General features: G+C 71.5%; 20 protein-coding genes and 1 tRNA gene. 5 read left to right on the top strand and 16 right to left on the bottom strand.

Features of this window, described 5'->3' with window-relative positions:
• Positions 1 to 30: 30 nt before the first annotated feature.
• From ehuA to ehuB, 4 genes are read right to left on the bottom strand one after another with little or no spacing between them, the layout of a single operon-like run.
• Positions 31 to 807, bottom strand: coding sequence for an ectoine/hydroxyectoine ABC transporter ATP-binding protein EhuA (ehuA, locus tag QF027_RS18500; RefSeq protein ID WP_306980809.1), 777 nt, complete (start codon positions 805 to 807; stop codon positions 31 to 33).
• A 10-nt stretch (positions 808 to 817) separates the two neighbouring features.
• Complete coding sequence (gene ehuD / locus QF027_RS18495) at positions 818 to 1,468, bottom strand: ectoine/hydroxyectoine ABC transporter permease subunit EhuD (protein WP_306980811.1); 651 nt, start codon at positions 1,466 to 1,468, stop codon at positions 818 to 820.
• Entirely contained in the window at positions 1,465 to 2,163 is a 699-nt protein-coding gene (gene ehuC / locus QF027_RS18490; protein ID WP_069764127.1) for an ectoine/hydroxyectoine ABC transporter permease subunit EhuC, read from the bottom strand. The genes ehuD and ehuC overlap by 4 nt, the downstream gene beginning before the upstream one ends.
• Positions 2,160 to 3,065: an ectoine/hydroxyectoine ABC transporter substrate-binding protein EhuB gene (ehuB, locus tag QF027_RS18485; protein WP_306980815.1), complete on the bottom strand. Its 906-nt coding sequence runs from the start codon at positions 3,063 to 3,065 to the stop codon at positions 2,160 to 2,162. Before ehuB ends, ehuC begins: the two co-directional genes overlap by 4 nt.
• A 97-nt stretch (positions 3,066 to 3,162) precedes the next feature.
• Between ehuB and QF027_RS18480 the strand changes: the two genes are divergently transcribed.
• The gene (locus QF027_RS18480) at positions 3,163 to 3,657 is read left to right on the top strand and encodes a DUF3830 family protein (protein WP_057610926.1); all 495 of its coding nucleotides are present in this window, start codon (positions 3,163 to 3,165) and stop codon (positions 3,655 to 3,657) included.
• Here QF027_RS18480 and QF027_RS18475 read toward each other — a convergent pair.
• Positions 3,644 to 5,071, bottom strand: a complete 1,428-nt coding sequence (locus QF027_RS18475; RefSeq protein WP_306980818.1) for an amidase — start codon at positions 5,069 to 5,071, stop codon at positions 3,644 to 3,646. The two genes, QF027_RS18480 and QF027_RS18475, sit on opposite strands and share 14 nt — an antisense overlap.
• A gap of 19 nt (positions 5,072 to 5,090) precedes the next feature.
• Positions 5,091 to 6,038, bottom strand: a complete 948-nt coding sequence (locus QF027_RS18470; RefSeq protein WP_306980820.1) for a D-2-hydroxyacid dehydrogenase — start codon at positions 6,036 to 6,038, stop codon at positions 5,091 to 5,093.
• Positions 6,039 to 6,236: 198 nt separating this feature from the next.
• Here QF027_RS18470 and QF027_RS18465 point away from each other — a divergent pair, with 198 nt between their 5' ends.
• Both QF027_RS18465 and QF027_RS18460 read left to right on the top strand, forming a co-directional pair.
• Positions 6,237 to 7,061: a maleate cis-trans isomerase family protein gene (locus tag QF027_RS18465; protein ID WP_306980822.1), complete on the top strand. Its 825-nt coding sequence runs from the start codon at positions 6,237 to 6,239 to the stop codon at positions 7,059 to 7,061.
• Positions 7,058 to 7,789 (top strand): maleate cis-trans isomerase family protein, encoded by a 732-nt coding sequence (locus tag QF027_RS18460; RefSeq protein ID WP_306980825.1) that lies wholly within the window; start codon positions 7,058 to 7,060, stop codon positions 7,787 to 7,789. The genes QF027_RS18465 and QF027_RS18460 overlap by 4 nt, the downstream gene beginning before the upstream one ends.
• Positions 7,790 to 7,807: 18 nt before the next feature.
• Here the strand turns inward: QF027_RS18460 and QF027_RS18455 are convergent, their stop codons facing one another.
• Both QF027_RS18455 and QF027_RS18450 read right to left on the bottom strand, forming a co-directional pair.
• Positions 7,808 to 8,341, bottom strand: coding sequence for a hypothetical protein (locus QF027_RS18455; protein ID WP_307075708.1), 534 nt, complete (start codon positions 8,339 to 8,341; stop codon positions 7,808 to 7,810).
• Between the two features lie 15 nt (positions 8,342 to 8,356).
• Entirely contained in the window at positions 8,357 to 8,617 is a 261-nt protein-coding gene (locus QF027_RS18450; RefSeq protein ID WP_306980829.1) for a hypothetical protein, read from the bottom strand.
• A 171-nt stretch (positions 8,618 to 8,788) separates the two neighbouring features.
• On the opposite strand from QF027_RS18450, the gene QF027_RS18445 reads away from it, so the two are divergent.
• Complete coding sequence (locus QF027_RS18445) at positions 8,789 to 9,901, top strand: LLM class flavin-dependent oxidoreductase (protein WP_306980831.1); 1,113 nt, start codon at positions 8,789 to 8,791, stop codon at positions 9,899 to 9,901.
• Here the strand turns inward: QF027_RS18445 and QF027_RS18440 are convergent.
• Positions 9,898 to 11,712, bottom strand: coding sequence for a putative bifunctional diguanylate cyclase/phosphodiesterase (locus QF027_RS18440; RefSeq protein ID WP_307075706.1), 1,815 nt, complete (start codon positions 11,710 to 11,712; stop codon positions 9,898 to 9,900). The genes QF027_RS18445 and QF027_RS18440 overlap by 4 nt on opposite strands.
• Before the next feature lie 315 nt (positions 11,713 to 12,027).
• Between QF027_RS18440 and QF027_RS18435 the strand changes: the two genes are divergently transcribed.
• Positions 12,028 to 13,281: a M6 family metalloprotease domain-containing protein gene (locus tag QF027_RS18435; RefSeq protein WP_306980835.1), complete on the top strand. Its 1,254-nt coding sequence runs from the start codon at positions 12,028 to 12,030 to the stop codon at positions 13,279 to 13,281.
• Between the two features lie 268 nt (positions 13,282 to 13,549).
• Here QF027_RS18435 and QF027_RS18430 read toward each other — a convergent pair.
• The 7 genes from QF027_RS18430 to QF027_RS18400 form a co-directional block, all read right to left on the bottom strand.
• Positions 13,550 to 13,623: transfer RNA gene (locus tag QF027_RS18430), tRNA-Lys, on the bottom strand.
• Complete coding sequence (locus QF027_RS18425; protein WP_306980837.1) at positions 13,614 to 14,204, bottom strand: bifunctional DNA primase/polymerase; 591 nt, start codon at positions 14,202 to 14,204, stop codon at positions 13,614 to 13,616. Before QF027_RS18425 ends, QF027_RS18430 begins: the two co-directional genes overlap by 10 nt.
• A gap of 152 nt (positions 14,205 to 14,356) precedes the next feature.
• Positions 14,357 to 14,725 (bottom strand): hypothetical protein, encoded by a 369-nt coding sequence (locus QF027_RS18420; protein ID WP_306980839.1) that lies wholly within the window; start codon positions 14,723 to 14,725, stop codon positions 14,357 to 14,359.
• A gap of 136 nt (positions 14,726 to 14,861) precedes the next feature.
• Positions 14,862 to 16,199 carry an AAA domain-containing protein gene (locus QF027_RS18415; RefSeq protein WP_306980842.1) on the bottom strand — a complete coding sequence of 446 codons (1,338 nt, stop codon included), beginning with the start codon at positions 16,197 to 16,199 and terminating at the stop codon, positions 14,862 to 14,864.
• Positions 16,196 to 17,788 (bottom strand): hypothetical protein, encoded by a 1,593-nt coding sequence (locus QF027_RS18410; protein ID WP_307075704.1) that lies wholly within the window; start codon positions 17,786 to 17,788, stop codon positions 16,196 to 16,198. Before QF027_RS18410 ends, QF027_RS18415 begins: the two co-directional genes overlap by 4 nt.
• The gene (locus QF027_RS18405; protein WP_307075701.1) at positions 17,779 to 18,957 is read right to left on the bottom strand and encodes a hypothetical protein; all 1,179 of its coding nucleotides are present in this window, start codon (positions 18,955 to 18,957) and stop codon (positions 17,779 to 17,781) included. The genes QF027_RS18410 and QF027_RS18405 overlap by 10 nt, the downstream gene beginning before the upstream one ends.
• Positions 18,854 to 19,807: a phosphatase PAP2 family protein gene (locus tag QF027_RS18400; RefSeq protein ID WP_307075699.1), complete on the bottom strand. Its 954-nt coding sequence runs from the start codon at positions 19,805 to 19,807 to the stop codon at positions 18,854 to 18,856. Before QF027_RS18400 ends, QF027_RS18405 begins: the two co-directional genes overlap by 104 nt.
• Positions 19,808 to 19,811: the final 4 nt, after the last annotated feature.

Below are 19,811 nucleotides of genomic sequence, written 5' to 3'. Positions count from 1 at the left end.
CGAAGATTGAACGCCGTTCACCTCTTGTAGTCAGAGAACCGCGCTGAGAAATTCCCGGGTGCGGTCCTGCTCGGGCTCGCTGAAGATCTTCTCCGGCGCGCCCGACTCGATGATGCGGCCCGAGTCGAACATCAGGACCTGGTCGGAGATGTCCCGGGCGAAGTTCATCTCGTGGGTCACACAGAGCATCGTGATGTCGGTGGTGCGGGCGATGTCCCGTAGCACGTCGAGGACGCCCGCGACCAGCTCCGGGTCGAGCGCCGAGGTCACCTCGTCGAGCAGCAGCACCCGCGGCCGCATCGCCAGCGCCCGCGCGATCGCCACCCGCTGCTGCTGCCCGCCGGAGAGCTGGGTCGGCCGGGCGCCGGCCTTGTCCGCGAGGCCCACCAGGTCGAGCAGCTCACGCGCGCGTGCCTCCGCCTCGTCCTTGGACATGCCGAGCACGGTGACGGGCGCCTCGGTGATGTTGCGCAGGACCGTCATGTTCGGGAACAGGTTGAACTGCTGGAAGACCATCCCGATCTTCTTGCGCACCTCGCGCAGCTGCTTCTCCGGCGCCGGGAACAGGGTCTGGTCGTCGACCGTGACCGTGCCCTCGTCGGGCTTGGTCAGCGTCATCAGCATCCGCAGGATCGTGGTCTTGCCGGACCCGGAGGGACCGATCAGCGTCACATGCTTGCCGGAGTCCACGGAGAAGTTCAGCCGGTCCAGGACGGTGTTCGACCCGAAGCGCTTGGTCACGTTCTCGAAGCGGATCAGCTCGCTGCCGTCCACCGGCGGGTTGGCGCCTGCGTCGGGTTCTTTCATCAGGGGAGTGTCAGCGGACAAGACGTCGCTCCAGGGATCGCAGAAGAAGGGAGGCCAGATAGGAGATGACGATGAAGGCCACGCCGATCACGGTCAGCGGCTCGGTGAACTGGAAGTGCTCCTGGGCGAACAGCCGCGCCTGGCCGAGCATCTCCAGGACCGTGATGACCATCAGCATCGGTGTGTCCTTGAGCATCGAGATCACGTAGTTGCCGAGAGCCGGCACGACCCGGCGGATCGCCTGCGGCAGGATCACCACCTGCCAGGTCCGCACGCGCGGCAGGTTCAGCGCCGTCGCCGCCTCCCACTGGCCGGTCGGTACCGCCTCGATACCGGCCCGGTAGACCTGCATGGTGTACGTCGAGTAGTGCAGCCCGATCCCGATGACACCGGTGGCCAGCGCCGAGAGGGTCACGCCCCACTCGGGCAGCACATAGAACAGGAAGAACAGCTGGACCAGTAGCGGGGTGTTGCGCACGAACTCCGTGACCACCCCGACCGGCCAGCGCACGAACCGTGAGGGCGCGCGCATCAGCAGCGCCCAGACCAGGCCGAGCGCGAAGGAGATCAGCGAGCCGAGCGCGAGGGCCTGAAGGGTGACCAGCAGCCCGTCCCGGAACTGCGGCATGAAGTCGCTTACGGCACTCCAGTCCCATGTCATCCGACACCACCTCCGACGGGCTCGGGCACCTGGACCTCACGCGTGGGCTCCTTGCCGACCCCCGCCTTGAGCTTCTTCTCGAGGCCCCGCATCAACCGGGTGAGCAGGAAGGCGATCACGAAGTAGATGAGCAGCAGATACGTGTAGATCCCGGCGCTCTCCTGGAGCGCGAGCCGCACCAGGTTGCCGCTGAACGCCAGATCGCCCATGCCCATCACGGACACCAGCGCGGTGCCCTTGAGCAGCTCGATCAGCAGGTTGGAGAACGGCGGGATCATCTCCGGCACCGCCTGCGGCAGCAGGATCAGCCGCAGGCGCTGCCAGGGCGTGAAGCTCAGTGCGATCCCGCCCTCCTGCTGCGCCGGGTCGACCGCCTTGAGCGCCCCGCGCACGATCTCGGAGCCGTACGCCCCGTAGGTCAGTCCAAGTGCGAGGGTGCCCGCCCACATCGGCACCAGCTGCCAGCCGAAGGCCGGTGGCAGCACGAAGAACACCCAGAAGATCATCACCAGCGCCGAGGTCCCGCGGAACACCTCGGTGTAGAAGCCCGCGAGGAAGCGGACGATCCACAGCCGGTGGGTGCGCAGGACGCCGACCACGAAGGACACGGCGGCGGCGAGGATCGCGCTGAAGAACAGCAGCTGGACCGTCGTCCAGATGCCCTTGAGTACCAGTTCCCAGAGTCCGGAGGTCATCCGCCGCAGAGCTCCTTCGCGGTCAGGTCCGTCATCTCGGCCTGCGTGAACCCGAAGGGCTTGAGGACCCGGAACAGCTCCCCGCTCTTCTTCAGCTTCCGCAGTTCGGCGTTGAAGGCGTCCCGCAGGTTGGTCTCGGTCCGGCGGAACGCGAAGGCGCCCCCGTCGACGTGCGGCTTGCCGCCGACGGTCGGGGTGAAGGCCTTCGTGGCCTCCGCCTTGGCCGATTTCTTCACCACCTCGCGGGTGGTGAGCGCGGTCCCGGCGAACACGTCGACGCGTCCCGCCTCCACGGCGTTCAGCCCCGCGACCTGGTCCGGCACGATCAGGATGTCGCTTTCCTTGTATCCCGCCTCGACGGCGTACCCGATCTCCGCGTAGCCGGTCCCGGTGGCGAACTTCGCCTTCTTCTCGACGACGTCCTTGTAGTTGTGAAGACCTTTGGGATTTCCCTTGCGCACGATGAAGGAATCGAGCATCTGGTAGTCGGGATCGGCGAAGATCACCTGTTCACAGCGTTCCGGGGTGACGTACATCCCGGCCGCCACGACATCGAACTGCTGAGAATTCAGCCCGGGAATGAGCGAGCCGAACTCGGTGGGCACGGGCTGCACCTTGTCCACCCCGAGCCGCTTGAATATGACCCTCGCGAGTTCTGGTGCCTCGCCGGTGAGGTCGCCGTTCTTGTCGATGTATCCGAACGGGATCTCACCCGCGATTCCCAGCCGTACGACACCTGCCGCCCTGAGCCGGTCGAGCAGTTCACCACCTCCCGTGGTCGAGGCGGTGGCCACGCGTGAGCAGCCCGCGGCGCCCAGCGCACCGAGCGCCGCTACCCCCGCGAGCAGCGATCGGCGGGTGGTCCCGGATATGTGTTCGCCATGTTCCAGTGGTGGAGCCATGGCGGCGCGGCTACCCGACCGGATGCGACTTATGCAGATCGATTTGAGCCCCGTTCCGGACCGAGGCCCTCTTGACCGGCGGGGGACCATGGAATGCATGGCTGACCGCTACATCGAAGTCTCGCTGGTCAAGCGGGGAATCACCGCCACGGCAAAGCTCCTGGACGATCGGGCGCCGATCACCTGCGCGGCCGTATGGGATGCCCTCCCGCTCGCCGGTGACGTCTATCACGCGAAGTACGCACGCAACGAGATCTACGCCCTTTTCCCGCCTTTCGCAGAATCAGAACCACCCCTGGAAAATCCGACAGTTACTCCGATTCCCGGAGATCTCTGCTATTTCTCCTTCGCGGGCACCGAACTCGGCACCAAGTCCTACGGCTACGACCGCGAGGTCCGTGCCGGCACGACCGTCGTCGACCTGGCCCTGTTCTACGAACGCAACAACCTGCTCCTGAACGCCGACGTGGGCTGGGTGCCGGGGATCGTCTGGGGCCAGGTGGTGGACGGACTGGACGCCCTGGCCGAGGGCTGCAACGACCTCTGGCGCGCGGGCGCCCTCGGCGAGAGCCTGCGTTTCAGCCGGGCGTGACGCTCCTTACGCCGACCGGGGCGGGTGGCCGGATGCCTGCCGTTTCCGCCTCGTAGAGTGCGTGAGCCGCCCGTAGCACCAGGTCGTCCCGGTGCCGGGCCGCCACGATCTGGAGTCCCACCGGCAGCCCGTCGGCGTCGGTCCCCACCGGGACGGACGCCGCGGGCTGCTGCGTCATGTTGAAGGGGTAGGTGAAGGGCGTCCAGCCCGTCCACCGGTGGTGCCCCGAGCCCTTCGGGACCTCCGTGCCCGCCTCGAACGCGGTGATCGGAAGGGCCGGAGTGACCAACAGGTCGTAGGAGTCGTGGAAGCGGCCCATCCGGCGCCCGAGTTCCATCCGGACGTCGACCGCGGCCAGGTAGTCGAGCGCACTCATGCGCGCCCCCAGGCCGCAGATCGCCCGGAGCCCCGGGTCCAGCACCTCCCGCTGGTGCGGCCCGAGATGCTGGGTCACCCGGGCCGCCCCGCTGAACCACAGGGTGTGGAAGGCGTCCACCGGGTCGGCGAAGTCGGGATCGGTCTCGGTGACGTACGCGCCGAGTCCGGCCAGGCGCTCCACGGCCCGCCGTACCGCCGCGGCCACCCCGGGCTGTACGGCCACCTGGCCGCCGAGGGACGGCGAGTACGCGACCCGCAGCCCGCGCACCCCGCCCGACAGGGCCGCCGTGAACGGACCGGCCGCCGGGCCCAGTGCCGACCAGTCACGGGAGTCCGGCACCCCGATGACGTCGAGGAGCAGTGCCGCGTCGGCCGCGTCGCGGGTCATCGGGCCCACGTGGGCGAGGGTGCCGAAGGCGCTCGCCGGGTACAGCGGCACGCGGCCGTATGTCGGCTTGAGGGCGAAGATCCCGCAGAACGCGGCCGGTATACGGACGCTGCCCCCGCCGTCCGTGCCGAGCGCGAGCGGCCCCGCGCCCAGGGCCACGGCCGCCGCGGCGCCCCCGCTGGAACCGCCCGCGGTGCGCGTCGGGTCGTAGGGATTGCGCGTCACGCCCGACAGCGGCGAGTCCGTGACCCCCTTCCAGCCGAACTCGGGGGTCGTGGTCTTGCCGAGGAAGACCGCTCCCTGCTCGCGCAGCCGGGCGACGGACGGCGCGTCCTCGTCCCAGGTGCCGCTCTCCGGGATCGTCCTGGAGCCCTTCAGCGTCGGGGCGCCGCGCAGCAGCAGGATGTCCTTCACCGTGACCGGGACACCGTCCACCGCCCCGGACGGCTCCCCCCGTCGCCAGCGGTCGGCCGAGGCGCGGGCCTGCGCCAGGGCCTCCTCGCCGGTCAGCCGCACGAACGCGTTCACCTCCGGCTGGATCCGTTCGGCCCGGTCCAGAGCCGCCCGGGTCGCCTCCACGGGGCTGAACTCGCCCTTGCGGTAGCCCTCCACGAGTTGTATGGCGGTCAGTTCGGTGAGGTCCTGCATGTGCCCCTCCGCTCGACGTTCAGTGCCCCGGCACGTACCCGCGTTGCTTGTCGACCACGTTCGGCAGTGATCTGCCCGCCTCCCAGCGGTCGTACAACTGCAAGAACTGCGTGCCGAGTTCATCGCGCCAGCCGACCGTGTCACCGCTCATGTGCGGGGACACGATCAGGCCCGGCACCTGCCACAACGGACTGTCGGACGGCAGCGGTTCGGTGTCGAACACATCGAGGGCGGCCCCGGCGATCCACCGCTTGGACACCGCCTCCACCAGCGCGTCCTCGACGACCAGCTGGCCCCGGCCGATGTTGATGAACCGCGCGGAGGGCTGCATCATCCCGAAGCGGCGGGCGTCGAACATGCCGTGTGTGTCCGCGGTGAGCGGGGCGGCCGCGATCACCCAGTCGGCGCGGGCCATCAGACGGTCGAGGTCGTCGGGGCCGTGGATCCCGGTGCGGGAACGCCGGCCGACGAGGGCGGTGGTGACACCGAGCGCCTTGAGGGTGCTCACGATCGCCCGGCCGATGGGCCCGGAACCAACCACACAGGCACGGGTCCCGGCCACCCGCTGGGACTCCCGGTGCCGCCACACGCCCTCCCGCTGCAGCTCCAGCGTCCGGGGCAGGTCCTTCGCCATCGTCAGGACCAGCGCGGCGACGTACTCGGCGATCGGCTGGTCGAAGACCCCGCGGGCGTTGGTCACCACGGTGTCGGAGACGGCGAGTTGCGGGCACATCAGATGGTCCACGCCCGCGCTCGCCGTGTGCACCCAGCGCGGCCGCGGGCCCTCGCCCGGCCACGCGTCACGCACCGCGGTCGAGGTGAAGTCCCAGACCAGCAGCACGTCGGCGGACGGCAGCCGCTCGGCGAGCGTGGTCCCGTCCGCGTGCTCGATCCGGGCCCGGCCGGTGAGCGTTCCGAGCCGGGGCAGGGGGTCGGCGTCAAGGACGAGAAGGGTGGGGACGGACATCGAGGCACCGTTTCTACGGATTATCGCGGGGGCTGCCGGGCGTCTGACATGGGCGGGAACGCCGGCGGTGACACCGGTGTGACGTGAGCGTGACATGGGCGGATTGACCACGCTCGCACCCGAACCTACCTTCGTCAACACGGGCGTTGTGCACGTTCCGCTGTCCCCCCGTCTCTCACCGTGAGGCCGGTCTCTGCCATGGACGTTTCTTTTCTAGGTGGTCCGCGCCCCCAGCGCGGTGTCGGTGTCGTCGCCCCCTTCGACTTCGCGCTGGATCGCGAGCTGTGGCGGTGGGTCCCCGACGAGATCTCGCTCCATCTGACCCGCACCCCGTACGTTCCCGTCGAGGTCAGCCTCGACCTGGCCCGTCTGGTCAGCGAGCACGAGACCCTGCACGAGGCGGTGCGCACGCTCAACGCCATCGCCCCCGAGGTGGTCGCCTACGCCTGCACCTCCGGCAGCTTCGTCGGCGGGATCGCCGGGGAACGCGCCATGTGCGCGGCCATGACCAGGGCGGGCGCGGTCCCGTCGCTGACCACGTCCGGCGCCCTCCTGGACGCCCTCGCCGAACTCGGCGTCCGCCGGGTGGCGCTGGTGACGCCGTACACGGTGTCGGTGACCAGGTCGCTGGAGGAGTACGTCGCCGAGGCGGGCGTCTCGGTCACCGGATGCGCCTACATGGGCCTGACCCGGCACATCTGGAAGGTGCCTTACCGCCAGGTCTCCGAGATGGCCCACAAGGCCGTACGGGGCGACGCCCAGGCGCTGTTCATCAGCTGCACCAACCTGCCGACGTACGACGTCATCCCGCAACTGGAAGCGGAACTGCGCATACCAGTGATCTCGGCCAACCAGGTGACGATGTGGGCCGCGCTGCGCCGACTGGGTACCCGAGCCGTGGGACCGTACCAGGCGCTGATCGATCCGGCGGCGAGGTGCGGCCCCGTGCGCCCGGAGATTCCGGGACTGCCGGAAGTCCGGGGCCTGCCGGACGAAGAGCAGCAGCAGGAAGGCTGGACATGACCGCTCTCGGATTCCTCTACCCGGGCCACTCCGCCGAGGACGACTATCCGCGCATCGAACAGCTCCTGGGCAGCGACATCCGCCTGGACGTCGTCCACACCGACATCGGCACCGACGCGCACCGCGTGGACGCCCTCCTGGAGATGGGCTCGGCCGAACGGCTCGCCGCGGGCGTCGAGGGACTGCGCATGTCGGGCGCCGAGTCCGTCGTCTGGGCCTGCACCAGCGGCAGTTTCGTCTACGGCTGGGAGGGCGCCCACGAGCAGGTGCGCACCCTCGCCCTCGCGGCCGGCATGCCCGCGTCCTCGACGTCGTTCGCCTTCGTGCACGCGGCCCAGGAGATCGGGGCCGGGCGGGTGGCGGTCGCGGCGACCTACCCGGACGACGTGGCGGGCCTGTTCGCGGAGTTCCTGCGGGCGGGCGGAGTCGAGGTCCTCCAGGTCCGCGGCGCCGGGATCATCACCGCCGCGGAGGTCGGCACCTGGGGCGAGGAGGAGGTCTTCGCGCTGGCCCGGGAGGCCGACTCACCGGACGCCGAGGCGGTGCTCCTCCCGGACACGGCCCTCCACACGGCCAGCCACATCCCGGCCCTGGAGAAGGAGCTCGGCAAACCGGTCCTCACCGCGAACCAGGTCACGGTCTGGGAGGGGCTGCGGCTGACGGACCGCCGGGTGAACGCTTCGGCCCTGGGGGCGCTGTTCACCAGGGAGCCGATCGTCCAGGTGTGAGACGCGCCTGTTCAGGGTTCACCGCCGACGGTCCTGGGCGGCCTCGGCGGTGAGTTCCGTGTGCATGGCGCGCAGTCGCCGGTGCTGACGGTTTCCGTACAGGACGAGCCAGCCCAGGAAGACCGCGGCGAACAGGAACATGCCGAGGGTCTGCGGCAGGGTCGCGGTCAGGGCCGTCAGCACCACGACCGCGCAGGACAGGACGGCGAGGACGACCTGGGCGGCGACCCGGTGGCGGGTGCGGTGCAGACGCCGCTCGACCAGGTCGCGCATGGCCTGCCGCTCCTGCGGCGCCGTGGGGACCTCTCCCCGGCGCAGCTTCCGGTCCAGCGACACCAGGCCGTCCACGGAGCCTCCGGCGGCCCGCTTCTCCCGGCGCCGCACGACGAGCATGACGCCGATCCCGCCGACCGACCCGAACACCACGTACCGCAGGGCGGAGGCGATCGAGCGCTCCGGGGACAGCAGCAGGACCACGACGCACGCGACCAGGAGGGACAGGACGACCTGGACCCACACGTGCTTGCCGAGAAAGGAGTTGACGCGTTCCACGGCCTGCCTCCCCCGTCACATCCGGTCACGGCGGCGGACGGCACGCAACCGCATCGTCAGGCCGACGGCCAGCAGCACCAGGGCCACCGCGCAGTAGGCCCACGAGCCGGTGCCGCGCACGGCGTCGACGGCGGCCAGGACCGCCCACAGGGCGGCGACGACACTCAGCGCGGTCCACGCGATGTCGGCGATACGGATGGACAACTGGGCGCGCTGTCTGGTGCCGGGTTCGAGCGGTCCGAGTTCCGACGGCCGCGACGGGTTCTCTCGCGTCATGGCGATCCCTCCCGAATTGTGGATTTGTGCGCTCTGAGTACCCGGGGGCCGGTGCGGCAAGCGGTCGACGCAGGTCGGGATGTGGAAGCCGACGCTCCAGGAATCCTCGGTCCCGTCCGGGAATAAACGGGGACACTCTCCTGTTATCTCCTGACTGACAGCGCACGGCTCATGAGCAGGAGGCACCCCACCGTGGCGGAAGACGAGATCCGAGGTACTGCACAGGGCACCGCCCCCGTACCTCTCTCGGTACTCGACCTGGTCACCGTCGGCGCCGGACGCACGGCCACCGACGCCCTGCGCACCAGCGTCGCCATCGCCAAGCTCACCGAGTCCCGCGGCTTCCACCGCTACTGGGTCGCCGAGCACCACTCCATGCCGGGCGTGGCGTCCTCGTCCCCCGCGGTGATCCTCGCCCACCTCGCCGCCCACACCACCCGCATCCGGCTCGGCTCGGGCGGCGTCATGCTCCCCAACCACGCCCCGCTGGTGATCGCGGAGCAGTTCGGCACGCTGGAGGCGATGGCCCCGGGACGGATCGACCTGGGCCTCGGACGGGCGCCCGGCACGGACGGCGCCACCGCCGCGGCCCTGCGCCGCGCCGACAGCCTGCACGAGGGCGCCGACGACTTCCCCGAGCAGCTCGCCGAGCTCACCCGCTTCCTGGACGACGACTTCCCCGACGGCCACCCCTACCGCCGTATCCACGCCGTACCCGGCCCCGTCCAGGCGACCTCACCCGGCGGCGTCCAGTCCCCGCACCGCCCGCCGCTCTGGCTGCTGGGCTCCTCCGGCTTCAGCGCCCGGCTGGCCGGCTCCCTCGGCCTGCCCTTCGCCTTCGCGCACCACTTCTCGGCGCAGAACACCATCCCGGCCCTGGACCTGTACCGCGAGTCCTTCCGGCCCTCCGCGGTCCTCGACGAGCCGTACGCCCTCATCGGAGTCTCCGCCCTCGCCACCGACGACGAGAAGGAGGCCCGCCGCCAGGTCCGCGCCGCCGCGCTCAGCATGATCCGGCTGCGCACCGGCCGCCCCGGCCTGGTCCCCACCCCCGAGGAGGCGGAGGCCCACGAATTCAGCCCGATGGAGGAGGAGTTCGCGAGCTCCTGGAACGCCAACGTCATCCACGGCACCGCCGACGAGGTCCGCTCCGGCCTCGACGACCTCCACAAGCGCACCGGCGCCGACGAGTTGATGCTCACGGGCAACGCGCACGGCGGTGACGTACGCCTGCGCTCCTACGAGCTCGTCGCGGACGCCTACGGACTGCCCACGACCCGCTAGGCCTTCACGCCCATCAGCCCGGAGATACGATCCGGCGACACCGGCCGCGAGTACAGCCAGCCCTGGCCGGTGTCGCAGCCGATCCGGCGCAGCCGGGTGGCCTGGGCCGAGGTCTCGACGCACTCCGCGGTGACGGTGAGGCCGAGGCGGTGGGCGAGCTGGATCATCGCCTCGACGACGACCTCGTCGGCCGGGTTCGGGGGGACGCCCTCGCCCTCGTACTGGAAGCCGCGCACGAAGGAGCCGTCCAGCTTCAGGACGGAGACCGGCAGGCGGCTGAGATAGGCGAGGTTCGAGTAGCCCGTGCCGAAGTCGTCGATCGCGATGCCGACGCCCATGTCGCTCAGCGCCTGGAGGGCCTGGAGCGGGCGGCCCGCCGAACCCATCACCGCCGACTCGGTGAGTTCGAGCTGGAGGAGATGGGGCGCCAGGCCGGTCTCCGCGAGGGTCTTCGCCACGTCCGCGACCAGGTCGGAGTCCCAGACCTGACGGACCGCCACATTGACGCTGACGAAGATCGGCGGCTCGTCGGGGTGGTCGAGCTGCCATGAACGGGCCTGGCGGCAGGCGGTGTCGAGGATCCAGCGGCCGAGCGGGACGATCGAGCCGTCCTCCTCGGCCAGTGCGATGAACCGATTCGGCGTCAGCATCCCGAACTGCGGGTGGTTCCAGCGCACCAGCGCCTCGACCCCGCGCAACCGACCGTCCTCCATGCTCACCAGCGGCTGGTACTCCAGCTGGAACTCGCCGCGCTCGATGGCGGGACGGAGCGTGGAGGCCAGGGCCTGGCGCGTCATGCGGTGGGCGTTGCGCTCGGGGTCGAAGAGCGTCCAGCGGTCCCGGCCGTCCGCCTTGGCCCAGTACAGCGTGGTGTCGGCGGCCTGCATCAGACACGTCGCCGAGGTGCCCTCCGCCCGCCGCTCGACGACCCCGATCGACGCCGACACCGACATCCGGTTGCCGGAGACGTCGAAGGGCGCCTGGACGGCCTTCAGCAGGGACTCGGCGAGGTCGGCGAGCTGTTCGGTGCCGGTGGAGTCCTCGACGAGCAGCGCGAACTCGTCACCGCCCAGCCGCGCCACCAGGGGAGCGGTCGCCCGCCCCTGGCCGGCCTCGTCCGCGCAGCGCGTGAGCCGCTCGGCGACGGCGGCCAGCAGCCGGTCGCCGACCCGGTGGCCGAGGGTGTCGTTGACGGCCTGGAACCCGTCGAGGTCCAGATAGCACAGCCCGATCCGGCCCGTGCCGCCCTGCTCGTACGACTCCGGCTCCAGCGCGGCCGTCAGCCGCTCGAAGAACAGCGTGCGGTTGGGGAGCCGCGTCACCGGGTCGTGCATCTGCAAGTGCCGCAGCCGGGCCTGGAGTTCACGACGGGCCGTGATGTCGGCGACGGACAGCAGGACGCCGGGGGACCCCTGGGAGCCTTCGGCCAGCGGCGTGATCGTGATCTGCGCCCACACCGAGTGCCCGTCGGGATGCTTGAGCCGCCGCTTGCAGCGCAGCTTCGCCTGCCGGCCGCGCAGCACCTCGCGGTAGGAATGCCAGGTGCGGGCGTCCGAGGTCAGATCCACCAGGTCGGCGGCCTGGGCCCCGGCCAACTCCTCCGGTACGGCGCCGAGCAGCTCGCCGAAGGCGGGATTGGCGTCGACGACCGTGCCCTCGCGGTCCACTACGGCCATGGCCAGCGGCGCCGCCTCGAACGCGGCACGGTGCGTCGGGGGCTCCGTGCGAGCAGGTGTCGTGATATCACTCTCTGTTACGGCCGACCCGTCGGGGTCTGCCGCGGGCGCCGGCCCTTCGGACGTTCCGTTCACCGCTAGCTCCCGCAGTGCACTCGATCGCTGTCCGCGCAGGAAAGTGTGCCGATCATAGAGGCTGCCCCCGGGCCCTTCCAGCCATTGCCCACTCCGGAGGACCGGCAACCCCTTCTGGCAGATCGTTTCTGCCCGCAGCTGGACGGGTTCTTGGGTCTTGGGACCGGTTGTGACGTTCCGTGAGCGATTCGGGGGTGTCGGCCGGTCCGGCAGGTCGCGCCATCTCACTCGTCCGGTGCAGATAAACAGGGCGTACTACTGCAAAACCACACAGGCTGGGTGCGGTATCCCGTGAAACCGCTCCCGGAGGTCCCGTTGCCGCGCCCGTTTCCGCGCACACTCCCGCGCCCCCGACTGCGCAGCACCGCCGCCGTGTTCACCACCATGGCGGCCCTCGCCTCCACCTCCCTCGTCACCGGCCCCTCGGCCGCCGAACCCTTCTCGTCCGAGCCCTGCACCCTGGAGCGCACCGAGGCCCACCACTCGGAGGGCCTCGACACCTGGAACACCGCCTATCCGCGCCCGGCCCGCGCCCTCGACGCGGTCATGGTCTTCCTGTCCTTCCCGGACGCCTCGCCGGTGACCGCCCCCGCCCAGCTGGCCGCCGATCACTTCCCGGCCACCACCCGCTTCTTCCAGCACGCCTCCTACGGCCGCTTCACCCTGCGCCCGCACCCGCTGCGGCACTGGATCCGGATGCCGCGCCCGTCGACGGCCTACGCCATACAGCGCGACTGGAGCGCCGCGGACCGGGGGGCCTACCTGCGCGACGCGCTCGCCGCGGCCGACGGGCAGGTCGACTTCTCGCGCTATGACGTCGTCTACTTCGTCGCCGACCCGGACGCGCCCGGCGTCGACTCGGACGCCACGAAGGTCGTCAACCTGGACGTACCGCTGCGCGCCGACGGCACGGACATCCGCCGGGTGGTCACCGTCTTCGAGAAGCACCCGCCGGACCGCCTGGTCCTGGCCCATGAGACGGGGCATGTGTTCGACCTGCCGGATCTCTACCACCGGCCGATGGACGGCAAGGGCGACTGGGACACCTATGTCGGTGACTGGGACCTGATGGGCAGCCAGTTCGGGCTCGCCCCGGATCTGTTCGCCTGGCACAAGTGGAAGCTGGGCTGGCTGGAGCGGCGGCAGGTGGTGTGCGTACGGGGGCCGAAACCGACGCGGCTGACGCTGGAGCCGCTGGGGGCCGGTCCTGGCAACGCCGGGATCTTCGGGCCCGGTCGCGGCACCAAGCTCGCGGTCGTGCGTACCGGGGCCGACAGTGCGCTCGCCTTCGAGGGACGCGCGGCGATGGGCGACGACGCGGCGGCCTGCCGGCAGGGTGTACTGATCTACCGCGTCCACAGCGGCGCCGCGTCCGGCGGCGGCCCGATCCAGGTGATCGACGCCCACCCCCGTACCGAGGCCTGCTGGGAGAACTCCGTCTACCCACCCCTCGCGGACGCCCCCGTCGACATCGGCGAGACCTTCACGGTCCCGGGCGAGCACGTACGCGTGAAGGTGACCGGACGAACGGCCACCGGGGCGTGGCACGTGGAGATCGCGCTCGGGTGACTTCCCGGCCGACGGCGCGGTGGGCCACGGGGTGTGGGTGGCGGAGCCCCCACAACGCGCGGCGCAGCCGCGCAGAAACGTCGAGGGCGAGGCCGGTTCGCGCTTTCCGCGAACACGCCTCGCCCTCGACATCGTGCGCCGCCAGGGACTCGAACCCCGGACCCGCTGATGCTGCATCTTCCAGGGGGCGACCCCCGGACCCCCGGCCGCCCTGCGGTGCCGTCAAGAATGAAGGCCCCCCGCAGTTGCGAGAGGCCTTCACTGTCTGTGCGCCGCCAGGGACTCGAACCCCGGACCCGCTGATTAAGAGTCAGCTGCTCTAACCAACTGAGCTAGCGGCGCCTGCTGACGTCGTAGACCTTAGCATCCTGATCGGCGGGGGGAAAAATCGATATCCGCACGGCGGCGCGAGCCGCTCGTACCGCCGCCCAGAGCAGGATTTCCGGGCCCGGCAGCCAGGGGTGGCGGGTGTCGGGGGCGACCAGCCAGCGGGAGGTCGGCGTGGATTCCGGGGCGCTCAGCGGGGCCGGGACGGTGACCGCGTCGCCGATGCCGTGGCACAGCAGCGGCGGGATCGCGGCCGTACGGCCGATCTCCTCCCACCGCAACAGCGACGGCAGCCGCTGAGCCGTGCCGGGCGCCGCGAACAGCAGCATTCGCGCCCGGAGTGTCGCCACCGGCCCCGAGCCCGGCCCCTCCTCCCAGAGCCGGTCGAGCATCCGGCGTCCGAAGATCGCGGGGGCGCTCACCACGTCGAAGGCGGTGCCGCAGGGCAGAACGACCGGGGCCGCGGGGCGCTCCTCCCACAGCGCGAGGGTGCTGCGCGGGTACGTGCCCGCCGAGGCGAGCCAGGCGGCTCCCTCCGCGGTGACGCCGGAGACGTCGAAGCGTGTGTCGGAGAGCGGTTCGTCGCGAGTGCTCATGCCACCTACATCTACCGGGCGTGAGCAGGCCGTTCCACAGGGTTGCGGAAAATCGGGACAGGAGGGGCCGAGGAGGGGTATCTTGCCTGCCTGGCATATGCCAGGGATTGTTTCGGCGGCTATGGCGCGGCGGCGAGGGCGGTGCCCGTGGCTCACACGGGGTCGGCGTGCCCCGCTCCGCCCTCCGCGCCCCGCAGCAGATCCCGGCCGAACTCGACCATCTTCTTGGCGTAGTCCTCGGTCCACTCCGCGCGCTCGGCGATGTCGGCCGTCGTGAGCCGGTCGAAGCGCCTGGGGTCGGCCAACTGCGCCGCCGCCATCGCCTGGAACTCCACGGCACGGTCCGCCGCCGCACGGAAGGCGTGCGCCAGCTCGGTGGACCGGCTCAGCAGCGCGCGCGGGTCGTCCATCGACTCGAGGTCGAAGAAGTGCTCCGGGTCGTCGGCCACCTGTGCGGGCTCGAACAGCAGGGGCGCGGGGCGCAGCCGCGGTTCGTTCCGACGCGGCGTGGGCTCCGCCATGTCTTCATCCTCCTCGTACGTCGTCCGTACCGGCGGCCCGTCTGTGCATGGGCCACCGTCCATTGTCCCGCGCCCATGCAAGAGGGCGGGGCGCCTCCGGCGGTACCAAGGTCTACGGCCCGCGCGATGTTCCCGCTCACGGTCGCCAGGCCACCCGGTGCTCCGCCAGCCGTGCCAGTACCGCGTGGTTCGCCTCCCAGCCGTCCGGAAACTTCACCAGCGTCCCCAGCTGGACCGGCTCCGTCGACGGGTAGTCGTCCAGGAGCTCGCTCACGCCCGCGCGGCACACCACGACGCACGCGTGGCGGTGTCGGGAGGCCAGGACGCACAGGCGGCCCGTCTCCAGATGGAAGGCGGTGGCGTCGGGGCGGCCGGAGAGGGGGTGGAGGACGACCGTGACGTCGTACTCGCGGCCCTGAAGACGGTTCGCGGTGTCGACGGTGACGTCCATGACGCCGAGGTCGGCGAGCGCCGCGCGGACGGCCGCCGCCTGGTCGCGGTGGGCCGTGCCCACGGCGATGCGGTCGGCGGTGAGCGGCGCGGGGTCCGGCGAGCGCTCCGACGTGGCCGCCCCGCCCCGGTCCAGCAGCCGTCGCACGACGGTCGCGACGGCCCGTACCGCCTCGGGGTCCGTGCGCGGAGTGTGCCGCGCGGGCAGCTCCAGCAGGCCCCAGCCGGACTCCGCCGCCGCGTCGATCACCCGGTCCGGGCCCGAGCCGTCAGAGGGGACGCCGAAGGTGAGCCGGCGGTCGCCGTGGTCCGTGCCGCTGCGGAAGGGCGTGTACGGGTAGAAGGCGTCCGAGACCAGGGGCGCGGCCGAGGCGGGCAGCCGCCAGGACACCGGCAGGCGGTGCTGGGGCAGCTCCGGGTTGTGGGCCAGCAGGGTCGTCACCGCCGAGGCCGAGGGGTCGTACGACAGCCCCGCCCACTGCTCGCTGCCCACGATCGCGAACGGGTCCAGCTGCCCGGGGTCGCCCACGAACAACGCCCGCTCGAACAGCCCCGCCACCGCCAGCAGCGCGTCCGAGCGCATCTGGTACGCCTCGTCCACGATCGCGTGCGCCCACGGCTCGTCGACCTTCACATGCCCCCACTTGGCGGCCGTGGAGATCACCACGGGCAGCCCGGTCAGATCACCCGCCTTCGCCGACTTCCGTACGTTCGCCAGCGCGTCCAGCGCCTTGTCGTACGGGTCGGCGTCACTGCTGTGCAGCCGCCCGACCGGCAGTTCGGGATTCTTCTCGGCGAGCCGCAGGACCAGATCGTCCACCTGGGCGTTCGTCTGCGCCACGACCATCAGGGAGCGCCCCGCGTCGGCCAGTTCCAGCGCGGCACGGACGACGAGGGTGGACTTGCCGGCGCCGGGCGGGGAGTCGACGACGACACCTCGGTGGGTGCCGTGCAGGGTGTCGCGGAGGATCGCGTCGGTGGCGCGGGCGGCTTCGGCACCGGGGTCGAAGGTCCGGGTGGTCACAGGAGGTCCTCCGGGGTCAGGGGATCGGCGGTCTCCTGCACGGCCTCACCCGGCGGCCCGCCGTGCGTCCACGGTGTGTCCTCCGGGTCCGGCAGCTTCGCGCCGCCGCGCTGCTCGTGCTCGAAGAGCGTGAAACACACCCGGTCGCCCTTCTCGGGCACGGACCCGGTCTCGGGCTCCTTGCCGCGGCCCATCTTGTCGAGGATCTTGAGGACGACGAGGGCGCCCTCCTCCTCGTACCCCACGAACTCGGCCGACTGTGGCTTCCCGCCCAGCGCGCGGTACACCTTGGCCCGCTCGCCCAGATGCGGCCGGTCGTCGGTCCGTACGGTCACCAGCGGGCGCGGGCTCGGCCGCTTGCCCTCGCTGTACGTCATCACGACGTCCGTGACCTCCCCGGCGAACGCCTCCCCGGCCAGCCGCCGCCCCGCCATCACCAGCGGGTCGTCGAGCGCCTCCTGCGCCTCCAGACGAGCCTGTTCGCGCTCGCGCGCGGCGAGCTTGTTGGCGGCGGTGACCGCGTCGTCGCGGCGCGGCTGCGGGGGCTCGCCCGCCACGACCCGGTCGCGGTGGCTCGTGAACGACCAGCGGTCGCGCGTCCACCGCTCCTCGGCGTGCGCCCCCTCGGGCAGCGTCCGCAGCAGGTCGATGCCCCGCCACACCGCGTCCCAGGTCGGCCGGGTGCGACTCGCGACCAGGGCCCGGATCTCCTGCTCGGCGGCGGTGAGCGCGCCGAGCCGGTCGTCGGCCTCCAGACCGTCCTCGGCGGCGGCGAGGGCGGTACGCGCGCGGTCGTAGCGCAAGAGGGCCGGGGCGAGCAGCTTGTTGTCGAACGCCGGGTCGGTGGCGGGCCCCGCGGGCGGGTGCAGCAGCTGGCCGTGGTCGTCCCGGGCGAGCTCGGCCTCCAGCGCGGCCTCGGCGCCCGAGCGGCCCTGCGGCGGGTCGATCCACGAGAGCAGCGCCCCCAGGTGCTGGTCCTCCAGCGTGGACTGGCCGGTGGACCAGTGCCGGCCCAGTACGTCCGTCATCGCCAGCAGCAGCGAGGAGCCGGGCACCCGGGCCCGCTCCCCGAAGTGGGTCAGCCACCGGCCCAGCAACGGCACCCGGGGCGGGGCCGGATACGGGGTCTCCGGGTCCTGCTCCGCCGTACGCCGGAAACGCATGGAGCGTCCGAGCAGCCGTACGAAATCGATGCCCGCGCGGCTCGGCAGGATCAGCTGCGGGGCGTCCGCGCACAGCTCGACCTCGACCTTGACCCGCTTGCCGGTCTCCGGATCGGTCTCATTGCGCTCGGCGGACTCCACCGATTCGGCGTATCCGTCGACGTACGGCAGCACGATGTCCGCCAGCTCGGCCAGGAACGCGAACCTGAGCTCCCGGTCCCGCGGCTGCGGTACGACCAGGAGCTGCGGCGCGTCCCGGTCGGTGCCCACGAGCGCGCCCAGCGGGGCACCGGCCTCGCCCGCGGTGGTGAGCGGGACGAGGACGAGGGGGCGGTCGGAGAGGTGGCGGTGAAGGACGGTCGCGGCGGGCTGGGCGCGGCCGGTGCTGACGGCTTCGAGGCGGGCGAGGGTGGCGATCAGCGACACGCGGTCACCCCCAGCGCCTCCGCGCGCAGGTCGGCCGCCCTGCGCAGGGCGGCCACCGCCGGATCGTCCGGATCGCCGGCCTCGCCGCGGGCCGCGGCCAGGACCTCCTCGACCGTCGTCAGGCCGCCCAGTTCCGCGCGTACCGGGCGGCCCAGGGAGGTCACCGCGCCGGCCGCGCGGGAGCGGTCCCGGCAGTGGAAGGCCAGTTCGCACGCGGACAGGCATTCGGGGGCGTAGGTCGCCGGGACCGACTCGACGGCCGCGGTCAGTTCGGCGGCGGGCTGGTCGGGGTCGAAGCAGGTGCCGTCGGGCAGGGCGTCGGCGATGTCCTGGATGCGGGTGAGACGGGCCAGCTGGCGGGCGGTGACCGTGCGCTGCTTGCGGATGTCGACGGCCGAGGCGGTGGGCAGGTTGGAGAAGTCCTTGGGGCAGACCAGCAGAACCCGGTGGCGGACCCTCGGAGCCGGTTCCAGACGGGCGGCGACCTCCTCCAGTGCCAGGACGTACACCGCGGCCTGGCGGGCGGCCGCGCCCACCTTCGCCGGGTCCGCAGAACCGTCCAGCATCGGGAAGGACTTGATCTCCACGACCGTCCAGCTGCCGTCCGGGTGCACGACCACCGCGTCCGGTTCCAGGAAGGCGGGGGAGCCGGCGACGTCGAGCGCGAGCATCGGGTGGTCGAGCAGCGTCCAGGTGCCTGCTGCCGCTGTGGCCTCGCGCAGGGCCAGGGCCGTACGCGCGGTACGGCCCTCGGGGCCGATCGCGGTGAGGTCGGGGACCCGGGCGTCGGCGGGGGGCTGCGCGGTGCGGTCCAGCCGCTCGTGCACCAGCCGCAGCAGCTCCGCGCCGCCGTCCGCCTTGACCTTCGCCTCGAAGGCGTTGCCCCGCGTCAGGGCGAACTGCGACTGCCCGAAGGCGGACGGCGCGCCCAGCGCGCTCGCCACCGCCGTCTTGTTCACCCCGGCGCCGTCGAGGATCGCGCGCCGCTTGCACCCGGGGTTCGCGGCGAGGGCCGCGAGGGCGCGCGCGTCCAGTGCCTTGGCCGCTACCTCGGGCCCGCGCAGCTCAGCGAGCCGCTGCCGGAGCGCCGTCCCCCGCTTCCGCGGGAGAGGTACTCGGCTCGGTTCCGCTTCCGAAGCCTGACTCGCGCTGCCGTGGAATGTGCTCACCCGCGGAAGTCTGGCATCCGTCACTGACAATTGAGGGCTCCGCGTCCCGCGAGACGGCGGTGACGGGGGCTATCCGGGCCCGGACGCCCGCCGTGGCCCGCTCCGCGGCCCGTGTGACGTACGGGGCGAGCAGGAACCCGACGCCCATCACGGCCGCGCCCGCGACCGCGTCGAGGAAGTAGTGGTTCGCGGTGCCCATGACCACGATCGTGGTGATCAGCGGGTAGGCGACGGCCGCGACCTTCGTCGTACGCGTCCTGCCGTAGCGCCACAGCATCACACCGCACCACAGGGCCCAGCCGACATGCAGGCTCGGCATGGCCGCGTACTGGTTCGTCATGCCGCCCATACCCCGCGGGGCGCTCGCCTCGCCGCCCCACCAGCCGTACGAGCTGTACTGGGCCATCGTGTCGACGAAGCCGTGGCTCGCGGACAGGAGGCGGGGCGGGCAGGTCGGCAGCAGGGTGAAGCCGATCAGACCCATGAACGTGGACGTCATCAGCCAGGTGCGGGCCGCGCGGTAGTGCAGGGCGCGCGAGCGGAAGAGCCAGACCAGGATGGCCGGCGTGACCAGGTAGTGCAGCGAGGCGTACCAGAAGTCGGCCGGTACGCCGATCCAGGTCTGGCTGGTGAACAGCCGGTTGAGCGGATGCTCGGCGTTGAGGTAGAGGAACTTCTCGACCTTGAGGATCGCCAGGCCGTGGTCGACGGCGCCCGTGACATCGCCTCTGGCGAGGAGCCGGCCGGCGCTGTAGCAGGCGTACACCAACAGGATCAGGGGCAGCTCGGTCCACCAGCGCAGCCGCGTGTCCGGGACTGCCTCGGTGCCTGGTGTCTCGGTCAGCGGCATCCGA

This window comes from Streptomyces canus (genome assembly GCF_030816965.1).
Taxonomy (GTDB): domain Bacteria; phylum Actinomycetota; class Actinomycetes; order Streptomycetales; family Streptomycetaceae; genus Streptomyces; species Streptomyces canus_E.
This window is presented reverse-complemented; position numbering and strand designations above follow the sequence as displayed.

Excerpts from the sequence above, each read along its gene's own strand:
- ehuA (WP_306980809.1), bottom strand. The coding sequence starts at position 807 with ATGAAAGAACCCGACGCAGGCGCCAACCCGCCGGTGGACGGCAGCGAG.
- ehuD (WP_306980811.1), bottom strand. The coding sequence starts at position 1,468 with ATGACATGGGACTGGAGTGCCGTAAGCGACTTCATGCCGCAGTTCCGG.
- ehuC (WP_069764127.1), bottom strand. The coding sequence starts at position 2,163 with ATGACCTCCGGACTCTGGGAACTGGTACTCAAGGGCATCTGGACGACG.
- ehuB (WP_306980815.1), bottom strand. The coding sequence starts at position 3,065 with ATGGCTCCACCACTGGAACATGGCGAACACATATCCGGGACCACCCGC.
- QF027_RS18480 (WP_057610926.1), top strand. The coding sequence starts at position 3,163 with ATGGCTGACCGCTACATCGAAGTCTCGCTGGTCAAGCGGGGAATCACC.
- QF027_RS18475 (WP_306980818.1), bottom strand. The coding sequence starts at position 5,071 with ATGCAGGACCTCACCGAACTGACCGCCATACAACTCGTGGAGGGCTAC.
- QF027_RS18470 (WP_306980820.1), bottom strand. The coding sequence starts at position 6,038 with ATGTCCGTCCCCACCCTTCTCGTCCTTGACGCCGACCCCCTGCCCCGG.
- QF027_RS18465 (WP_306980822.1), top strand. The coding sequence starts at position 6,237 with ATGGACGTTTCTTTTCTAGGTGGTCCGCGCCCCCAGCGCGGTGTCGGT.
- QF027_RS18460 (WP_306980825.1), top strand. The coding sequence starts at position 7,058 with ATGACCGCTCTCGGATTCCTCTACCCGGGCCACTCCGCCGAGGACGAC.
- QF027_RS18450 (WP_306980829.1), bottom strand. The coding sequence starts at position 8,617 with ATGACGCGAGAGAACCCGTCGCGGCCGTCGGAACTCGGACCGCTCGAA.
- QF027_RS18445 (WP_306980831.1), top strand. The coding sequence starts at position 8,789 with ATGAGCAGGAGGCACCCCACCGTGGCGGAAGACGAGATCCGAGGTACT.
- QF027_RS18425 (WP_306980837.1), bottom strand. The coding sequence starts at position 14,204 with ATGAGCACTCGCGACGAACCGCTCTCCGACACACGCTTCGACGTCTCC.
- QF027_RS18420 (WP_306980839.1), bottom strand. The coding sequence starts at position 14,725 with ATGGCGGAGCCCACGCCGCGTCGGAACGAACCGCGGCTGCGCCCCGCG.
- QF027_RS18400 (WP_307075699.1), bottom strand. The coding sequence starts at position 19,807 with ATGCCGCTGACCGAGACACCAGGCACCGAGGCAGTCCCGGACACGCGG.